This is a genomic window from Algoriphagus sp. 4150 (assembly GCF_031457395.1).
GTDB lineage: Bacteria > Bacteroidota > Bacteroidia > Cytophagales > Cyclobacteriaceae > Algoriphagus.
In genome coordinates this window covers 37,499-56,703 of sequence record NZ_JAVDWS010000022.1, presented here as the reverse complement: position 1 = coordinate 56,703, position 19,205 = coordinate 37,499, and the positions used below count along the sequence as shown (strand labels likewise).

Here is a 19,205-nt window from a genome sequence, read left to right as displayed (position 1 = left end):
AGGATTTGGATCCAAAAAAGGCTAGAGCATCAAGAAATTGAAGCTCTAGCCTAAATAACAGGCTGACGAAGAACTAAAAAAACTGACATCGTAAACAATAAGACTAAGTCAAACCCATGGTGCTATGATTGCTGTTCTTCCATGGTGCTGTATGAAAAAAGCTAATCCTATCTGTTGCTTTGGGGCTATTCTGCATCCGGACAAAGAACATATTCCGTATTCGGAACATCAATACCTCCATCTTTTCTACCAACTACTCCAACCCCGATATTCAGTTACTGCGTAATCACATCTATTTCAGCGTATCCGACCGTATTGTTGTCATTGGTATTTTTCAACGCTTCCAATTTGATGTACCGTGCTTTCACTGCCTTAAATGACCTGACTTGTTTTAACGGGTTATTCTTGATATTAGAAAATTCACCCTGATCCGCCAGTTGCCACTGGCTTCCATTCTGAGATACATAAAACCGGAAATCCGTGATGATACCGTCACCCCACCAGTTTTGATCAGGCAAATAACTGAACCCTACCAGATTCTCCTCCTTCCCTAAATCGATCACAATACTTTTGGGCAGACTTGTATTTTTGTCCTGATACCAGGATGACCCCATATTTCCGTCGATAACCCTATTTACCTCTGCATCTTCGATTCCTACTACTTTCCAGTTACTTCTGGAAATATCGAATTTCTCCTCAGTTTCCGGACTGCTTTTTTGCGTTTTGGAGTTATAGGCCATAGCCTTTACTACCACTTTGCCATCATCGGTACTGACGGGGCTTGTGTACAGGGATGATGCCGGGGTGGGATTGGTACCATCCAGAGTGTAATAGATTTCGGACTCGGGATCTCCGGGGGTGATGATTACCTCACCGGATTGGTTTCTGTTGATGATAGGAGCAGTCAGAATTTGTGACGCATTGTACACACCTAGGGTAGATATCAAGGGACTGCTCTTGGATGCTGTAATATTCAGTCTTATTTTGGTGGCTTCTACAGTAGGAAAACGTAAAATCCTCTTGTATCCAATAGTCGTCTCTGAAGCCAGCTCTTTCCAATTTCCGTCGACGAGTGCTTCAAGTGTAAAGGTCTTCACCCGCTGGCCCAACCTGATATATTCCTGCACCAAAAACCTGTTAAAGCTTGTGGGCTTTTCAAAAGTGACAGTCAACGAGCCGGTAGAAACCCCGTCATCCGTAGTCCAGTAAGAAGTTGTATTGCCGTCGATGGCTTTGTCAGCAGAATAAGCAGAACTGTTTCCACGTACGTTGCTTGCCTCTGTCTTTGCATTTTCCGCCAAATTATTGGTAAATGCTTCCTTTACCGCATCCGCAAATTCCAATACCGCTTTCTCGTCTTTTTCATGGATCAATCCATTGGGCATTATCGGGAAATTCAACAGCAACGTACCGTTACGGCCGATGGAATGATAATACGTATCCATGAGCTCAGGCAAGGTTTTTACTTTACTGTCTTCTTTGGGGTGATAAAACCATTCCGGACGTATGGAGGTATTTACCTCTGCCGGAACCCAAGAATCCCCATCTTCCACTCCATGACGTAACATGTCCTCAGGCACATCCCCTGTGGCATTTAATAAACTCCAATTAGTCTCCCCTACATATCCCGCTTCGGTGCCTACCCAGCGCAAGTCCGCTCTATCACCACCATCATTCCAGATCACTATATTAGGCTGTAGCTTACGTACCAGCGCATAGGTGTTTTGCCAGTCGTAATAGGTATTTCTGTCAATCTTGCGGGTCTCGTTCGCTCCTCCATAATACCCCGATCCACCATGTGCTCCGTCAAACCATACCTCGAAAATCTCACCATAGTTGGTCAGCAGTTCCGTAAGCTGGTTTCTAAAATAGGTGATGTATTCCGGGCTGCCGTATTCCGCATAATTTCTATCCCAAGGAGAAAGATAAATACCGAGTTTAAGTCCATACTCCTTGCAGGCTTCTGCCATTTCACGTACTAAATCACCTTTGCCGTTCTTATAGGGAGAGTTTTTGACGGAATAATCTGTGTATTCCGATGGCCATAGACAAAATCCACTATGGTGCTTGGCCGTAAGGATAATCCCCTTCATCCCGGCTTCCTTGGCAATCCTCGCCCACTGCCTTACATCCAGCTTCTCCGGGTTGAATATCGCAGGATCCTCATCTCCAAATCCCCAGGACATATCCGTGTATGTATTGACTGAGAAATGGACGAATGCATAATATTCCATCTCCTGCCATCTCATCTGATTTTCGGAGGGAAGGGGGCCTACCGGCTCGGGGACGTTCACCTCTTTACAGGAGCTCAATACAAGAAGGAATAGAAACAGATAGAAACTGGATTTGACAAAACTCATCTTATGGTGTTTTAAAAACTTTTAGTTCAATAAATAATTCTAGTTAACTTCCATCACCCGCTAAAACTTCTTCTCCATCAGTTGAGGAAATAGTTAGTACAAAGCTCAATTCTCCGCCGGTAGCAATTCCAGCAGCGTTGGCAGGAATCTTAAACTTACTCCGGAAAGATTGGAACGGCAGCAAGTCAGGGAGTTTAATCATTTTGCTAAGCAGGGTTTCTCAGTTTTTGATCAGCTCCAGGGCCAACTTGACGTTTTTGGATTTAACCTGTCCGAAATTCTCCACCCTGACGATGATGTCGTCCGAAGATAAAAAGAATTCCGGTTTTCTGGCGGATAGAATAGCAGTAGTGTACACTACCCCCGGCAATCTCATGCCCGAGTATCCGTGGATAAGAAAAGTAGGGCTGTGTACCTTCATATGCATGTAAATCTGTGCTACATATTCCTTCAGACCTTTCGATCATGGGCTATGCCGACGAACCTATTTCCACCTACTTAGAGCATGCTGAAAAACGTCTGTAATAGATCAAAAGCTATCATTTTGAATGATTAACCCGTTTTTGATGCGAACGGTTTTTCAGCAGGTGCAAGCTTATTGACCACAATAGGTCTTTATACATGTATCAGAAAATCCCAAAATCTGGATTTTCAACCCGGATTTTGAATTAGGTTTCGTTAAGAGACCATTAATTGCAATAAAATCAGGCTGTTTGAAGACTGAGTCCGCCGCGGCGGATATGGTGAAGTCGAAAACTGCAACGCAGTGACTGATTTTGAAGAAATTATTGGTCGCAATAACTTGTGCGCCGTGGCGTAGAAATGCTAATTCATAATACGGTTTTAAGCTAGCCTCAGCCATACCATCTTCTACGTTGGCCTTGTTCGAGGTATAAGCATACATCTTCACTCGGCCGCCTTGAAGCTGGCATAACTGAGACTTTTTCAGCAAGCCCTACTTAACTCCCCAGCTTTCCAGCGTTAATCAACAACCTTTTGAAATGGGGGTTTTGGCCGCCAAATTCCTATTGAATCAAGTAAATAACACCAGCCTTTCTATTGAAACCAAAAGTCTGAAAACAAAGCTAATCCCTAGTGGATCAACAAAATAGCACCAATTCTAGCTTATCATGTAATCCAAATCAAGTTTTACCCTGATAGCTTTCAGCCCGGAGACCCCTTGCAGGTCTTCGACATCAATTTTCTCTATTTGCTCCAGCAGCAGACCTTTATGCTGAAGGTATTTGGCATATTTAATATAATCAATCCCATCGCTTTCCCGGCTGTACACTATTGTGATTTTACATGGCTCCGTAATACGCTTATCTGTTCCTTTAATCAAGGCTTTATCAAGTCTTTTCTTTACGATTTCATATCGTGCATTGTAAGATCCGTCTACATCAAAATGTTTTTCATCCATCCTAAACCGAATTGAAATGGGGGGATTAAAGACGAGAATAAGTGAGGCCACTTCCAGTTGGCAAGGCAGGCTCGCACAGAGCTTATAATGGAAGTGCTCCATTTCACACATGGTTTCAAACTGAAATAGCCGTAAGTTATCCAGATAAAATTTTTCGAATTTCCTGTTTGGCTCAATCGATGCGCCTATGTAGAGATTATGCTCCACACCGTCTGTCTTAAAGCGCTCGTAATAATGCGGAAAGGCCTGCTGGGCAATTTGGTTCTTTTCATCGAGCAATGCCGTCAGCGCTCCGTTAATAGTCATAATACTATCGTCTAGTTCCTTTCTTGCCTGAAAAAACAAGCCTGTTTTTGGATCAGTCAATTTCAAATAGTCCAGAACCAGTCCATAACAGTGATGATCTGTACTGACAGTTTTTAAAATAGGATGAACTTCATTCTCAATATACCGCTGGATTAGTTGCTCCAATTCATTTTGAAATGATTTACCCAGCGCTTCTTCATATCTTTCAAGCATAAATCTGATCTGGGCGAAAAAAGGAACAGGGCTAGAATCCTCCAGTATCAACAGCAAAGCTATGATCTGCCCGATTTGTCGCTTAAGGTCGCTGACTATTGCCTGATTTTTTCTTTCGGAAGACCCCTTGATATCCGTCTGTCCATAAAGGGCGTACACATCCTTAAAAACGATATCTTCAAAAACAACCGTCTCTCTATTCGCCTTAAGCGGACTAAATGGGTCTATCTTTTTTTTTACTTCTTCCCTGAACTTCCAGTAAACACTCTTGTGAATAGAAGTATATTCTCTTTGTATCACTGCTTCAATTTCATTTTCCATTTCCATCAAAACCCTGTTTATACTGTCGGTTAAAATTGGAAGGATCAACATTAGCTTTTCTTCAGTTATAGCATTTATAGCATATTTTCTTGAAGAGAAAAAGAAAGCTATACCTATAACCATATCATCCTTTATGGCAGGGGAAAACATACAGCTCAGAATGCCTCTATTTGCGAAATATCTACCTATTTCTCCATCTGCTCCGGTATCATAATTCCCCATATTGGAAATAACAAAGGCTTTTTTGGATACAGCTACATCCTCCAATACTTCAATAAAATAAGGATTACTCTCTAAATCCTGATCAATAACGTCTTTCGGATAGTCGAATTGATGAATCATCCTAAAAGAGCTTTTTTCTTTATCATACAGATAAAAACCTCCATTCAAGTCAACGATATTAAATATTGATCTAAACAAGGGCAGCATTTGTCGCTGTACATCCAGGTCCCGGTCGATAGGGCGGACCAGTATGGACTTGAGTGTCGAAATAGCTGTTTCGGTAGTGACATCAGTCAAATTTACAGGCATAAAGCCTCGAATGCTCCAACTGCCCGTCGGAAACATTTCTTTCCATAGCGCTATATTGTCCCTGCTATTCAACAAATTCTCGACATCTGCCGTCGTCAATGACTTGCTGTAAACCGTATTTTTTATTTCCAAAAAATCCAAATTATAGGAGGCCTTGTAATGACGCATAATCCCTTCTTGGTCAGGAATATTCATAATAAGCGGAAACTCAATATCAACTGCTATAGCGTAGACCTCTTTGAGTATAACACAGCAGCTTAGAATATAAAATTTGTCAGGAGATATATTGCTAATCACAGGTTCGTATCCTATACCCGCAGCATCGAGGATTCTGGCAAAACCTTCACTGCGATGAAAGAAGAATGTGGTAAAAGGAGTAGAAACGGCTTTTAGTTCATGGTATGTGAGCGACTTCGGAAACAACTCCTCCAGCAAGTCCGCTAGAATTGGATTTTCAAAAATCAGGGTGTCCGGGGCTGTTAGGCTTTCAGTTTCACACAGTTTATAGAAGCCCTTAAGTAATTTTCTGGCATGTCCACTCTTGTAGCTTGTGGTGTCCATGGCTATGCCTTCCCAGATTTCTATGATTTTGTGAAAGGAAAGTTCAGTAATAAAAGGACTCTCGTTAAAAATCTTCTTCATGCTTCTGAATTTTCGCTTGCTGTAGTTAATACTTAGAAAACTGTCTGAGATAAGAACAGTATCATCTTTTATGCTTTAAGAAAAAAATAACATTCTTTTTTCAACAGTTTCTTTATTGATAAAACACTGACTTATACCCCACTGAATAAGCTATAGTCTCTAGAGAAATCCCCGTAAAAGTCGGCCTTACTCTGTTGTGGATAGTAAGGCCGACTACTGTTTCAAGAATTATCAGTATTGATCGTAGCCAGTATTTGCCAAAGAGCCGGTAGCTCTCTTGTAGCTTGCCAGATTAATCATGTACTCCGATTTGGCATCCACCAAGGACAAAACAGCCTGTTCCCAGATCACCTGAGCCTCAAGCATATCATTTCCCGTGATTGTACCTACGCTAAACCTGTCATTGGCCAAGCGGAGGTTTTCATCGGATTGCTTTAAGGATATTTCTGACAGTTTGATTTTTTTAAACGATTGATTCAATCTCATTTGGGCATTTACCATCTCTAGGTTGAAAAGCTCCCTATTGTCTTCAAGCTCTGCTTTTGCCGCATCAATCTTATAATACTGTTCCCGTACCTTGCTTTTATTTTTGCCCCAATTGAATATTGGAATAGAAACATTGACCATTCCGTAGTAGGTATAGAGCTGGTTTTTTCCTGTAGAGAAATTGGCACCATCGCCAAATGCAGTAAGTCCGCTTAGAGAAGCCCCTATTTGCGGGAGTTGATCTGCTTTCACTATTTTGGCCTGCAGTTCATCGATCTCAAGGCTTTTCTCCAGGATAGCCAATTCCGGGCGGCTTTCTATTGATCCCGATTCCACGATTGGCATATACTCATAATCCAGTGCTTCCAATACCCTATATTCGATATTTCCGGGTTGACCGATTAGTTGTGCGAGTGTCAGCTTATGAAGTATGAGTGCATCGCTGGCCTGTATAATGGACAGTTCCGCATTATTAAGATTCACTTCTGCACGGAGCAAGTCATTCTTATAGGTGAGACCGGCATCCACAGAATTCTGGAACTCCTGTCTTAATTCCTTAAGCATATCCCTGTATTTATTCGCCACAGCGATTCTCTCTGTAGCCTGTACAAGCTGCCAATAACTTGTTTCTACGGAAAGTAAAACCTCAGCTTCTGTCATTGTTTTCTGGCTTTCATACAGCTCCACCGCCTTAGCGGCACTTTGCTTCCCGTAATTGACCTTGCCCCCTGCATAAATGTTTTGCTTGATATCGAGTCCCCCGCTGAGCATTTCAGAAGGCAGCAAGGTACTTAACGGATCTCCCAAATGCACACCCGTAATTGATCCCTCCACAGAAGGCAATGCAGAAGCTTTAGTAGAAGCTAAGCCCTCATTGGCAGCATCAATACTATGTATTGCGGATTTTATTTTTTTATTATTGGCTAAAGCGAGGTTGCGACATTCTTCCAAGGTGAATGTCTTATCCTGCGCAATAGCGGTATTGCCATTAGCAAATGCGAGCAATACCAATATGCCATATATGATTCTCATTTTATTTCTTGTTTATTAGTGGATAGTGGTAAGCATACCATCTTGGTCAACCTCCTGAAGCTCATTATCAATAATTGGTTCAGGCTTAATGAACTTGTAGTACATCACAGGTATCACAAATAGCGTCAGTACCATAGATACAATCAGACCGAAGGCCAGCACACTGCCCAACGGAGACCAAAGGGGGGACTTGCTGATGATCATCGGAATAAGCCCTACGGCACCTGCTGCAGAAGTCAAGAATATGGGTCTCATCCGTCTTTTGGCAGCTGTAAGCGCAGCATCCCGTATACTGTAGCCATGATCCTTAATCAGCTCATCGGTAAAATCGACCAGGATGATCCCATTCCTCACGACAATTCCTATTAAGGCTATAATGCCCATAAATGCCGTCATGCCTATTGGATTTCCTGTAATCCAAAGCCCCAAAAATGCACCTAAAAGGCTAAGCAGGAATGTGGAAAGAACGATGAGTGCCTTTACCAGGGTTTTGAACTGGAATAACAGCGTCAGGAAAATCAGTAAGATACTCACAGCAAGTGCTGTGGCCATTCCAGGCATATTATCGGCACTGGATTCCGCATCCCCACCGTATGTGATAGAAATACCGGCTGGCAAGTCAATGGCCTTTATCTGCGGAGCAATATTCTTCAGAATTGTTGCCGCTTTAATTCCGGACTGAGCCTCCGACAGCACTGACAGTGTACGCAATCCATTTCTACGCGCTATCACTCCTGTGTGCCAAGTGGGAACCACTTCCGCAACTTCCTTGATGGGGATCGAAGCACCGTATGAGCTAGGGACATGTAGGTTCTCTATATTACTCAGGTCATTTCTGTTGCTGTCTTCCAATCTTATATAGATATCAATGGGATTATCCCCTTCCCATACTTTGGAAACAGAATAGCCCTTTAAGCCGGCTCCCAGAGTTTGCGTAATAACTTCATTGGTGACGCCCAGTCTGGAAGCTGCACTTTCTTTGATTTTTAAGCTTACTCCCATGTAATCCTGCTCATAATCGCTGCGCACCCAGTTTGTACCCTGGGCATTCTCCAATATTTCAATGATTTGGTCTGCCACAAGCTTCTGATCTTTCATATCATTGCCTATGACACGTATCGCTATAGGAGCACCCTCCTGTAAACTCAGCTGCTTAAAGCGTACATATCCATCCTTCAAAAATCCCTCAAACTGAGGCCGGTATTCTTTGACCAGCTCATCAGTAGCCTTGTTGCTCTCTGTTGTTATTAAAAGCTGTGCAAAATTCCGTCGCGGGTTTTCAGGGGAGTATGATGTCTGAAACCGGGGCGAACTGGTTCCTATAAAGCTGGCAATCTCTACAATCCTGCTGTCCTCTCTTAAAATCTCCTCTACCCGCATCGTAGCTCTCTCTGTCTCGGCCAGCGAGGTGCCGTTTGGAAGCCAAAGTTCCACACTAAATTGATCTCTCTCACTCACGGGGAAAAATTCCTGTTGTACATTCCCCGCTATTACAAAAGCCAAGACTATAGCCAAAACACCTCCGGCCAAAGTGGCTTTTGGCTTGGTGAAGCAGTAGGTTACGGCTCTGTCAAAGATCTCCTGCATATGGTCAAGCAAGGATTTCTTCTGGGCCTTATTGCTATCTTTCCCGTGATGCAACCCCTTTTTGATAAAAACATAACACATGTATGGGGTTAGGAACAGCGCTATAAGCAGTGAGGCAGTCAGCGCCACAGCTATAGTCACCGGCAGGGAAGCCATGAAATCCTTGGCAATTCCATCCATAAATAATGCAAGCGGCAAAAATGCAAATATGATGGCCAGTGTAGCTGTGAATATGGAAAGTGCCAGCTGCTTTGCAGACTTGTGCGCAGCCTGCCATGGGCTGATCCCCTCATCAAGCTTGTCTATATAGTTATCCACCACTACGACGGCATCATCCACCAGCATCCCAAGCACAATAATAAGCCCCGCAAGAGACACCTGATGAAGCTCGATACCTATCATATTCATCACACCAAAGGTGACCATGACCGCTATAGGTGCCGCAAGAGAGGAAACAGCCGCCATTCTAAACGGAAGTAATAGCATCACAACTATCACGACACCCGATATCGCCAATCCAAACTCGAGCATAAAGTAACTGACACTTTGCTCAACGACTTTAGGCTGACTGAAAATGGTCTCAATTTTTATATCGTCAGGAAAATCTTTCTTAAGTTCAGCTAATTTGCTATCAATATTTTCTCCAAAGGCCACTATGTTATTCCCCGGTTGCATGGCTATAGATAATAGCATGGCTCTTTCGCTTCCCAACCTGATATAGGAAGTTTCCTCTTCATATCTGCGTTCTACTTTGGCCACGTCCTTCAGCCTTACCGCTACTCCTTCAGGAGTAGTGTATACGATCTGCTCTGCTATCTCCTTCTCCGAAGCATATTGACTATTCGTGAAAACAGGAATTGTATTTTCCTTTAGGGTTACTTCCCCCGAATAGCCCGTCACATTGTGACTCTGCAACACATTGGCAATTGTGGAAACACCGAAACCGTACTGCTGCATCTTTTGGTCATCAATGCTTACATAGATCTGCTCCATTTGCTCCCCGGAGCGGTTTATTTTAGATACTTCAGGAATCGTTTTTAAATAATCCTCTACTTTATCCAAATACCTGTCGAGCTCCTGATAGTTACGGGTAGCAGAAGAGATGGCGATTATCTGTGCAGAAACATCACTAAAGTTGCTATTTATGATCGGCCCCTGCACACCGGAGGGCAAATTTGGCTTCAATACCGAATTGATGCCATGCTGCAGTGTAGACCAAAACATTTTTCGGTTTTTTACCGTCGTATAAAGTTCTACTGTTACAAAGACCTGCCCGTCCTTGGTCTGCGAACGCGTTTTCCTCTTGTCAACTTCTTCAAAGGAGAAAAGATACTGCTCCAGTTTTTCGGTCACCTGTTTTTCGGTTTGTACCTCGTCTGCTCCGGGATAAAAAGCATATACCATAGCTACAGGCATATCAATTTTTGGATCTTCTGCCCGGGGCATGGTCATCAGGGAGTATATTCCGAAAATTACCAGCAATGCGGTGATTACGACAGTAATCTCCTTATACTTCATTGCCGCCTCTATAAAATTTATTTTTCGAGTTTTCATTTCTGATAGTCTTCTTCTCTGATTAATAGGTTACTGTGGTACCATCCTTAAGCCGGGAAAGCCCTGAAGTGATCACCTTGTCCCCATTATGCAAACCTTCGTCGATGATTAGCTCCTGCATACCGGTAATTTCCCCGACAACTATACGTTTTCGAATAGCTTTATTTGACTCGTTTACTACATATACATAGGTGAAATTATCCGTATCCCGGACAACGGAAGTGGCTGGGACGACAATGGCCCTTTCGGTTCTTTTTGGATGGATCTTTACTTCAGCGAGCATTCCCGGAAGCAGTCGCTGATCCTTATTGTCCAATTTCACCTTCACCTTATAGGTTTTGGAGTTAGTATCTGCCTGAGGATTGATAATGGTGACTTTTCCCTGTCTTGTCTCACTAAGCGTAGGTATATAAATAGACACATCCATACCCTGAAGTAAGTCTCCCACCTCTATTTCCGGAACATAGACCGTAGCGTAGACCTGATCTGTTTTGATAATGGTAAAGGAGACTATTCCCGGGCCGGCAGTGCTTCCTCTTTCAATCTTTTTCTCGGTGATGATCCCTGACATCGGTGAGAACAGTTTACAGTCAGCAAGTTCCTTAGTACTTATTCTTTTGTTGGCCGCAGCCTGTTCCAGCCTTGCTTTAATGCTGTTAAACTCACTCACAGGAAGGCTTCCTTTTTTAAAAAGTTCGTATTGCCTTTCGAATAGGTCAAGCGTTTGGACATGGCTTGAATTGGCAATTAAATAAGAGTTGTTGTAAATGGTGGTATCCAATGAGGCCAGCAGTTGTCCCTGTGATATGTTCTGTCCTTCTTCCACCATTATCTTGCTTACTATCCCGGAAACAGCAAAGCCTATCTGAGCAGTGTTATCCGCTTCAATGGTAGCCGAATACCGTAACTTCAGCTCCCTCTCGGTTTCCGCTATTGTCTGAAATGAGACCTTGACGGCTTCCTGCTCCAGTTCTTTTGATTCTGCATTCTTACAACTATGCAGAGAGGTCATAATAATAAGTGCCATTAAAGAGATTTTTAGTGTTCTCATAGAAAGAAAATTAAGTTCCTGTGTTTTGTACTGTATTTCTACAGCAAAATTAGGTCGCCCATAGGGCTTCAAAAAGGCTCATAATTCTGTAAAATTGGTCTAATTGCCGTTTTTATTGAGTTATTAACACATAAATCAGTATTTTTTTGGTTGTTTTAGAAAATACCCTTGGCTAGCAATTGATGCATTTACCCCGCGCACAACAGCATAATTTTCCATTGGAGAAACTTCCAGTCCCTATCGGAAACCCCGAAAAATGTAAAAATTCGCTAAAGGTTATTACCACAAATCAATTCTGTCCGTGGATTTGGACATGTACATGTATGAAGCAAAAAATAGCGTTAAGCTTTTAACCATTGATCTAAAAAACAGGGGAATCAGTGGACTTAATCCAAGCCGTTATTTCGGAACTACAGAATTTCTATAGTGCTTTGGTGAAACGCCGCTGTTTCTTTTAAAAAATTTCCCAAAGAAAGATTGATCACTGAAATTGAGAATATTTGCGATTTCGCCGATGCTTAAAGAGGGATTTTCTAAAAGTAACATAGCTTCCTCAGTAACTATCCCTTCAATTATTTCCGAAGCCGGTTTTCCGGAAATCTGTTTAGTGATCTCTGTCAAGTACTTTGCGGATATATTTAGTTTAGAAGCATAATAGTTCAGAGACCTATGATCCTTAAAATTCTCTTTAACAAGACTTACAAAATTAAATACGATCTGTTCTTTCCTTGATAAAGGTTTATTCGGTGTAGTGGAAAATTTTTGTCGTATTGCTGAAACTTCAAATAACAGTGATGCAAAGGATAAGTAAAGTAATTCTTTGCCATATTGATGATGCTCCTGCTCGACATACAGCCTATAAAGCTCTGATATTCTACTATTTATACTCATATAATGAGAACTATCGAGACTGCTCAACGGTGATAGACCGGTAGAAAAAGTCTTAAGGAATTCCATGGCATACTTGCCATTTCCCGATTCCACTATAAAATCATTGGTAAATAAGACCATTGAATGCGAGCATTGGTCTACGTTGTTAACTTTCTTTATATCATATGGAGAACAAATTAAAAGATCATGGGATTTAACTTTATGATCAATCAAATTAATACTCAATTCCGCATTTCCCTTGCTAAAAAGGAGGATCTGAAAAAAATCGCTTCTAAAATGCCGGGAAAGAAGATCCAATTCCGGCATTGGAGCATTATGTCCCACCCACAAACCCCTATGGTAGATTCGCTCCAGAGTCTGAAGCTGACTGAATTCAAGTCGGTGCTCTACGTTTTTATTTCTACCCATTGTTTAACTTTTCAAACATAGGAAATAATTACAGAAAAATGCGGTGCGGAATTTCATCAGCTTTCAATGCAGCTTTTTCAAAAAAAATCGTGGCGACACGAACGGTGGCTGAATATTAATTCGAAACGGCAGTCAAGAGAAATACAATTATCGAAACCCCGTCAGCGTGATAATACACTCTTTTGTCCGGAAACGAGCGCAACTCCCCCTTCTACACATACACTACTATGGAAAATCATCCTTGTCAAAGGGGGCTAGGGGGATTTTATAGAATTGTTCCGAGGAGTAGCACTAATTCATGTAGGTCAATGGAAAATACAGCTTCAATTGCTCTATTGACCAGTATCGATAGTGTTGATATTTTTTCTCTCTTACTTTTTGAAGGCAAAAAGTAACCCGCCTTCGGACGGCCAGGCAAAAACCTTCGTCGCAGCAAAGCTTCCACGCGCAAGCCAGCCGTCTGGCCCGCTGCTGCGACCACCTCCCTGCATTCACACTAAACCAACGCGCTAAATACGATCCCTCTAGTGCAGGTGGTAGAATATGGCTGGTTAGGTAATATCTCACTGCATTTTGGGTCGCCACAAATTCGTGCCACCGTCCGTGTCATCACGGACGGCTACAACCGGAAATCCAACCGTTCGTGGCCACACGAACGCTGACGGAATATTAATTCGAAACGGCAGTCAAGAGACTGCAATGTATTGGGTTCAAGTCAGGAGACTTGAACCGGCAGAAATGTTACATTGTCAAACATCAATACAGATTGGTTTTCTCATCATCTTTTATCATGTCATCCAATTCTTGGTAAGTGATATCAAGTTTTCCGTGATCCACCAAGGCTGTAGCTAGGGTTGGAACAGAACGTTCTTGTGTGTCATCAATGTTCATCCACAGATTGGACCTTATAATACATTTGGCACAGTGCATAAACACCTCTTTTACCTTCACAATTATTGCAAATGATGGTTTTTTGCCCTGACAGGACAATAGGTCCAAAACCCTATCATCGGTTACTATTTCGGCTTCTCCGTTCACTCTTAAGGTTTCTTTAATTCCCGGAATCAAGAAAATCAACCCTATGTTTGGATTTTGAATAAGGTTGCTTAGTGTATCCGCTTTACGGTTTCCGGGTCTATCCGGGATAGCGAGTATTTTATCGCTCAATATTTTTACAAACCCTGCCGGATCACCTTTTGGAGACACATCAAAATTACCATTCAAGTCAGCTGTCGCTATGGTGATAAAAGGGGATTTTTCAATAAACCCTTTACAGTGTCCGTCAATATAATCTATCGTCTTCCGGGTCACTATCTCGCTGGGATATCCCATGATTTCACGGAGTTCCTCCTCGGTTGTAATCCTATTTTCAAATGTCCATTCCATAATTTTACCCGTCATTGCAATTCATTGCTCTCTTCAAATAAGTAACCACTCTAGTTAGTACAAAAAGCTTATAATTCAACCATCGCTTTGATCACCCCTGATTCAGGCCGGAGAAGTGACTCGAAACGCATCGGCAAATCCCCAAAAGGTACACGATGCGAAATCCAGTGATCGGTAGCAACTTTGCCTTCTTCCATTAAGGAAATAATTTCTCTGAAGTCTGCTCCCAATGCATTTCTACTGGCAAGAAGTGTAATTTCTTTTCTGTGGAACAAAGGGTCAAAGAATGTAAAATCGCCTTGGTAAAGGCCGATAAAAACAATTCTTCCGCCAAAAGCGACATAGTCCAATGTATTTTTCATGGAGTGCTCGCTCCCGGTAGCATCCATTACCACTGTGGGCAAATCCCCTTCAAAAAGCTCCCTCAGCTGTTCCTTCACCGTATCGGAGGTGGCATTTACCGCGCCTACAAGATCTAAATTCTGCAAACAGAACTGAAGTCGATCTTCATTGATATCCAAAGCTACTACTTTAGCCTGCCTGATCGTGGCAAACTGCATGGTAGCCAAACCAATGGGGCCGGCTCCTATAACCAAGACCTTGTCTTCCGGCTGGATAGATGCCCTGCTTACCGCATGGTATCCTATGCCCAAGGGTTCAATTAGAGCCAATTGATCGTAGGTAAGTTTGGTTGATGTATGTAGATATCTGGCCGGCACTTTGATGAATTCCCGCATGCCTCCATCCTGATGCACTCCGAATACTGAGATAAATTCTCCGCAGTTTGTCTTCCCCAATTTCACGGCCTGATCTTCTTCGAAATTAAAGTAGGGCTCCAGCGCGCATTTATCTCCTACCTTCACAGAGGACACCTGTCTACCGATTCCAACAACTTCCAGACCGAGCTCATGTCCCAATATTCTGGGATAGGAAAAAAATGGTTGTTTGCCCCGAAATGCATGCATATCAGTTCCGCAAATGCCAATTCTATGAACTTTCAGTAGCACTTCATCCTCCTGCAAATTCCAGTCTACCGTTGTTTCCTTTATCTCCCACTTACCGGGCTCATTTAATATCAGTGATTTCATCTGTTTCTGCTTGTGAATTGAGTTGTATTGTATAAATGATGCTTGTGGACAAAATGACTTTAGGGTCAGATCTGTTGCTTTTCTTCAAAATGCACTACTGAAATCCGCTACTTTCCAACCACTCCATTGATGACCCTAACCTGATCATGGACTAGCTTTCTATCCAAATGGACGTAACCACCATCTACAAAAACAAATTGACCCGTGGTATGGGATGAGCAGTCCGAGGCAAGGAATAAAACTGCGTTGGCTATTTCCTCCGGGGTTGTCATTCTTTTGCCTAGAGGAATTTTCGAGACGATTTGCTCCTTTACTCCTTCCGGATCGGGAAAAGTATCCAGCCAGTCTTGGTATGCAGGTGTTTCACTTTCTGAAATAACGACAGCATTTACCCGTATTTCAAATCCTATCAAATCCACTGCCCACTCTCTGGTAAGGGCCAGCACTCCCCCCTTGGCAGCAGCATAGCCGGATGTCCCTCCCTGCCCCGTAAGTGCCACCTTAGATCCGATATTGATGATATTCCCTTTGGACTCTTTCAATTTCGGCAGAGCTAATTTTGTCATCAGAAAATAACTCGCAAGATTAAGCCGTATGGAATCCATAAACTCCTGATAAGAACTTTCCAGACTTGTTCCATCATTAAGCCCCACATTATTGATGAGAATATCAATTCGGTTATATTTCGAAATAACGGCTTCCACAGCGGTGTGGCAGGCTGTAGGATCAGTGACATCCGCCTCAATAAAGAGTGCATCAATTCCGCTATTTTGAAGATGCTCCTGAATCGCATAGCCCCGACTATCCCTATCGATGATCACAGGTATCGCTCCCTCCGAGACAAAATGCCGTACAATAATTTCGCCTATGCTGCCCCTTTTACCGGCACCGCCTACTACTAACACGATCTTATTAGATAAGTGTAAATCCATACTATAATTCTGTTCTTATTTTTTTAACATGTTTCAACTTAAGGAGGGTTTATCGTAAATCAACATGTTGCTTTTCAAATAGTTAAACTTATAAAAAGTCTAAAACAATAGTTGGGAAAAATTGTATAAATTATTTCTCCATACTGGCCAGGTATGTCCTCCGGGGTATTCCGAATAGGTATAGTCGATATTCATCTCATCGAATTTGCGCATCATCGTTTGGCAGTTTTCATAAGCAATGTCTTCTTTGCCTCCCATAGCAATCCAGAACATGGCAAGTTCTGAATTGATTTTATCCGCATTCTCTTTCATAAAGACATATTGTGCATCTGCAATTTCAGGTAGTCTTGACGCTATCCATCCGGAACTGAATACTCCAAGATAAGCGAATAGGTCAGTGTTGTTCACACCTGCATATAAAGTCTGAATCCCACCCATAGAAAGACCCGCCAAAGCACGGTTTTCCGCACCGGACTTTACCCTATAATTTTCCTCAATGTACGGAATGAGGCTTAATTTTAACTCAGCCTCAAATTGTTTCAAGCCATTTTCTGTAAAAGCACTTGCCGGCATATTCCCGTCAGGCATCACCACAAGCATGGGCTTGGCTTTTCCTTCAGCAATCAAATTATCTAAGATTAAATCTGTTTTGCCTTGTCTTGCCCATCCGGTCTCATCCTCCCCACCACCATGATAAATATACAGAGCGGGATATTCCTCCGAGGTATTTGAATCGTATCCGGGAGGTGTATAGATAAAAGCCTGTCTCCAAGCTCTAAGTACTTTGGAAAAATAGCGAATCCTTCTCACGTCTCCATGTGGGACATCTTTGAGCTCATAGTATCCGTCTCCTTTGAAGGGCACTTCAATCCCACTGGCCATGCGACCCATCCCGTAAAACGTGTCACTTGACGGATCCGCTACCGCCACTCCATCAATTATGAAAGAGTAATAATGAAAACCCTCTCCCAGAGGATCTGTGGTAACCTCCCAGACTCCTTCTTCACTTTTCACCATATCGTATTTCTTGCCCAGATCCAGTTGCACCTTTTCTGCCTCCGGGGCTTTTAATCTAAATGCAGTCCGGCGATCGGGGAAAATCTGAGGATACTTTGCCGATCTTACGTTAGTAGCAGCAGGTGTCCCCAGAGGACTGTATTGATTGAATTTGGATTGATCTACCGGTTTGAACAGGAGTTGGGAATACATGTATAAACCGTTTTTCCAAACCTTGAAATCATGCCCCCCGGCTTCCAGATAATAAATATGCGGAACATCATTTTTCACCAGGTACTCATGTGTTCTGGAGCTAAATCCCAACAAACCATCCGCATCTCCACAAGAGATCCAAAGCAGGTTCAGCAGTTCTTTTGCTTTTTCCGGATCAGGAACCAACTCCTCCGGGACTCTGGTATTCGGTGCGGAAGAAAATCCGCCTACCCAAGCAAATTTATCGAGATTGCCCAAGCCAAAATTCAGAGATTGTCCTCCTCCCATAGATAGTCCCGCTATCGCCCGAAATTCCCGATCAGTAAGCACGGGATATTCTTTTTCGATAAAAGGAATGAGATCATTGAGCAAATCCTGTTCGAAGGTCGCAAAGGCCTGTACCTTCTCCGGCTCCATGATATTTCCTCCTGCACGGTCATCTTTCATAGCCCGGCCGTTTGGCATCACCACAATCATGGGCTCCAGTTTCCCGTCCGCATACAAATTGTCTAATATCACCTCCGGATGACCGCCATTCAACCATTCTCTCTCATCTCCTCCTATACCATGCAGCAAGTACAGCACCGGATACTTTTCTTTTTCCGAATAACCGGGAGGAGTATAGATCAGCGTCTGACGTTCATTTCCCACAGTCACTGAGGTGTATGTGATGGTATCGATTTTCCCATGGGTAATTCCATCTCTGGGTTGATCAAAGCCCACCGGGGCTTCTTTCTCCAGCTGCTGGGCATAGAGATGCCCCGTAATAAGAAATAATAGGAATAATAGGTTTTTTGAGCAGTTCATATAGGTTTATAGGTTAATCATAATCATCAATTGTGGTAAAATCTTCGACTGGTCTTAAGCTGATATTTTCTCCATTGGGAAAATCAGTCGGTATAGGGTAGGTCACTTGTCCTGTAGCCAACCATTCCGCCGCTCTGATCACGGTAGTTTGGAAACCGGCACAGCGATATGCCTCTGGATAGGTTTCTCCATGCCAAAGGTGTCCCATACTTGAATTGTATACTTTACCTTTGCCGTAGGCGACCACCCATTCTACCGGCCAAATTCTTTTGGTATCCGTACTATCGTAGGCGCAGGACAACACCGTGATATTTTCCGCATTTCCTCTTGGAAAGCTATACACTTCTGTATTTGCCGTTTTCCATGAGCTTGGGTACCCCTCATTAATCGGATGCGCATTCATTACTTGAATGAGCGCATCGAAACGATCACCATGATTTGTTCCTTTTCCTTCACCGAGTTCATGTCTCACCAAATTCATTAGAGAATCCACTTCCAGAGCTACGCCCATGTCGGCAGCTCTCCATCCCAGACCAATCATCTTGTTATACTCTTCCCAATCTGAAAATGCATTGTTTGCAGAGTGAAGGATATACAGCCCTCCACCATTTTTTACATATTTCTCCAGTTTCTTCTGTGCAGGTGTCGGCCAGCCCAACCCCGGATCATGAATATTGTTGGAGTTTTGGATTATCACATCATAAGCTCCGAAATCAGGATTCCATAACTTTCGTCCGGCGCTGTCCAAAGGAACAGTGGTTACTTCTACGTTAAATCTTCCACTCCCTTCCAATAGCCATTTTATGACCGCAGACGTTTGCTTCCAATCGTGATTGCTAAAGCCATCAACGATCAATGCCTTTGAAACTGTTTTTTGCTGCGCAAATAGGATTGATTTGAAGGACGGAAAAAACGAGATGCTCAACACCAGCAACCCCATAATTAACCTAAAACCTAATAAACTGAAGTAATTCATATGCT

The 19,205-nt window shown here is 42.8% G+C and carries 12 protein-coding genes and 2 pseudogenes; 1 reads left to right on the top strand and 13 read right to left on the bottom strand.

Features of this window, described 5'->3' with window-relative positions; genetic code table 11:
* Positions 1 to 275: 275 nt before the first annotated feature.
* From J2X69_RS20905 to J2X69_RS24885, 3 genes and pseudogenes are all read right to left on the bottom strand, one after another.
* Positions 276 to 2,360 carry an alpha-L-fucosidase gene (locus J2X69_RS20905; protein ID WP_310107727.1) on the bottom strand — a complete coding sequence of 695 codons (2,085 nt, stop codon included), beginning with the start codon at positions 2,358 to 2,360 and terminating at the stop codon, positions 276 to 278.
* A 43-nt stretch (positions 2,361 to 2,403) separates the two neighbouring features.
* A complete protein-coding gene (locus J2X69_RS20900) occupies positions 2,404 to 2,562 on the bottom strand; it encodes a hypothetical protein (protein WP_310107725.1) in 159 nt (52 codons plus the stop codon).
* Between the two features lie 160 nt (positions 2,563 to 2,722).
* Positions 2,723 to 2,818: pseudogene (locus J2X69_RS24885) on the bottom strand (alcohol dehydrogenase catalytic domain-containing protein); the annotation flags it as partial.
* A 507-nt stretch (positions 2,819 to 3,325) separates the two neighbouring features.
* On the opposite strand from J2X69_RS24885, the pseudogene J2X69_RS24880 reads away from it, so the two are divergent.
* A pseudogene (locus J2X69_RS24880) lies at positions 3,326 to 3,472 on the top strand (hypothetical protein); the annotation flags it as partial.
* Positions 3,473 to 3,480: 8 nt separating this feature from the next.
* Here J2X69_RS24880 and J2X69_RS20890 read toward each other — a convergent pair.
* From J2X69_RS20890 to J2X69_RS20845, 10 genes are all read right to left on the bottom strand, one after another.
* Entirely contained in the window at positions 3,481 to 5,793 is a 2,313-nt protein-coding gene (locus J2X69_RS20890) for a hypothetical protein (protein ID WP_310107721.1), read from the bottom strand.
* A gap of 231 nt (positions 5,794 to 6,024) precedes the next feature.
* Positions 6,025 to 7,311 carry a TolC family protein gene (locus J2X69_RS20885; protein WP_310107719.1) on the bottom strand — a complete coding sequence of 429 codons (1,287 nt, stop codon included), beginning with the start codon at positions 7,309 to 7,311 and terminating at the stop codon, positions 6,025 to 6,027.
* Between the two features lie 15 nt (positions 7,312 to 7,326).
* A complete protein-coding gene (locus J2X69_RS20880) occupies positions 7,327 to 10,452 on the bottom strand; it encodes an efflux RND transporter permease subunit (protein ID WP_310107717.1) in 3,126 nt (1,041 codons plus the stop codon).
* A 22-nt stretch (positions 10,453 to 10,474) separates the two neighbouring features.
* Entirely contained in the window at positions 10,475 to 11,503 is a 1,029-nt protein-coding gene (locus J2X69_RS20875; protein WP_310107716.1) for an efflux RND transporter periplasmic adaptor subunit, read from the bottom strand.
* A gap of 399 nt (positions 11,504 to 11,902) precedes the next feature.
* Entirely contained in the window at positions 11,903 to 12,802 is a 900-nt protein-coding gene (locus J2X69_RS20870; RefSeq protein ID WP_310107714.1) for a helix-turn-helix domain-containing protein, read from the bottom strand.
* Positions 12,803 to 13,558: 756 nt separating this feature from the next.
* Positions 13,559 to 14,188 (bottom strand): MSMEG_1061 family FMN-dependent PPOX-type flavoprotein, encoded by a 630-nt coding sequence (locus J2X69_RS20865; RefSeq protein WP_310107712.1) that lies wholly within the window; start codon positions 14,186 to 14,188, stop codon positions 13,559 to 13,561.
* Positions 14,189 to 14,256: 68 nt separating this feature from the next.
* Positions 14,257 to 15,276 carry a zinc-binding alcohol dehydrogenase family protein gene (locus J2X69_RS20860; RefSeq protein ID WP_310107710.1) on the bottom strand — a complete coding sequence of 340 codons (1,020 nt, stop codon included), beginning with the start codon at positions 15,274 to 15,276 and terminating at the stop codon, positions 14,257 to 14,259.
* A 107-nt stretch (positions 15,277 to 15,383) separates the two neighbouring features.
* Positions 15,384 to 16,208 (bottom strand): SDR family oxidoreductase, encoded by an 825-nt coding sequence (locus tag J2X69_RS20855; protein ID WP_310107708.1) that lies wholly within the window; start codon positions 16,206 to 16,208, stop codon positions 15,384 to 15,386.
* 99 nt (positions 16,209 to 16,307) lie between these two features.
* Positions 16,308 to 18,224: an alpha/beta hydrolase-fold protein gene (locus tag J2X69_RS20850; RefSeq protein WP_310107706.1), complete on the bottom strand. Its 1,917-nt coding sequence runs from the start codon at positions 18,222 to 18,224 to the stop codon at positions 16,308 to 16,310.
* Between the two features lie 13 nt (positions 18,225 to 18,237).
* A complete protein-coding gene (locus tag J2X69_RS20845; RefSeq protein ID WP_310107703.1) occupies positions 18,238 to 19,200 on the bottom strand; it encodes a ThuA domain-containing protein in 963 nt (320 codons plus the stop codon).
* Positions 19,201 to 19,205 lie beyond the last annotated feature (5 nt).

Coding starts and splice junctions, on each gene's coding strand:
- J2X69_RS20905 (WP_310107727.1), bottom strand. CDS start 2,360: ATGAGTTTTGTCAAATCCAGTTTCTATCTGTTTCTATTCCTTCTTGTA.
- J2X69_RS20900 (WP_310107725.1), bottom strand. CDS start 2,562: ATGATTAAACTCCCTGACTTGCTGCCGTTCCAATCTTTCCGGAGTAAG.
- J2X69_RS20890 (WP_310107721.1), bottom strand. CDS start 5,793: ATGAAGAAGATTTTTAACGAGAGTCCTTTTATTACTGAACTTTCCTTT.
- J2X69_RS20885 (WP_310107719.1), bottom strand. CDS start 7,311: ATGAGAATCATATATGGCATATTGGTATTGCTCGCATTTGCTAATGGC.
- J2X69_RS20880 (WP_310107717.1), bottom strand. CDS start 10,452: ATGAAAACTCGAAAAATAAATTTTATAGAGGCGGCAATGAAGTATAAG.
- J2X69_RS20875 (WP_310107716.1), bottom strand. CDS start 11,503: ATGAGAACACTAAAAATCTCTTTAATGGCACTTATTATTATGACCTCT.
- J2X69_RS20870 (WP_310107714.1), bottom strand. CDS start 12,802: ATGGGTAGAAATAAAAACGTAGAGCACCGACTTGAATTCAGTCAGCTT.
- J2X69_RS20865 (WP_310107712.1), bottom strand. CDS start 14,188: ATGGAATGGACATTTGAAAATAGGATTACAACCGAGGAGGAACTCCGT.
- J2X69_RS20860 (WP_310107710.1), bottom strand. CDS start 15,276: ATGAAATCACTGATATTAAATGAGCCCGGTAAGTGGGAGATAAAGGAA.
- J2X69_RS20855 (WP_310107708.1), bottom strand. CDS start 16,208: ATGGATTTACACTTATCTAATAAGATCGTGTTAGTAGTAGGCGGTGCC.
- J2X69_RS20850 (WP_310107706.1), bottom strand. CDS start 18,224: ATGAACTGCTCAAAAAACCTATTATTCCTATTATTTCTTATTACGGGG.
- J2X69_RS20845 (WP_310107703.1), bottom strand. CDS start 19,200: ATGAATTACTTCAGTTTATTAGGTTTTAGGTTAATTATGGGGTTGCTG.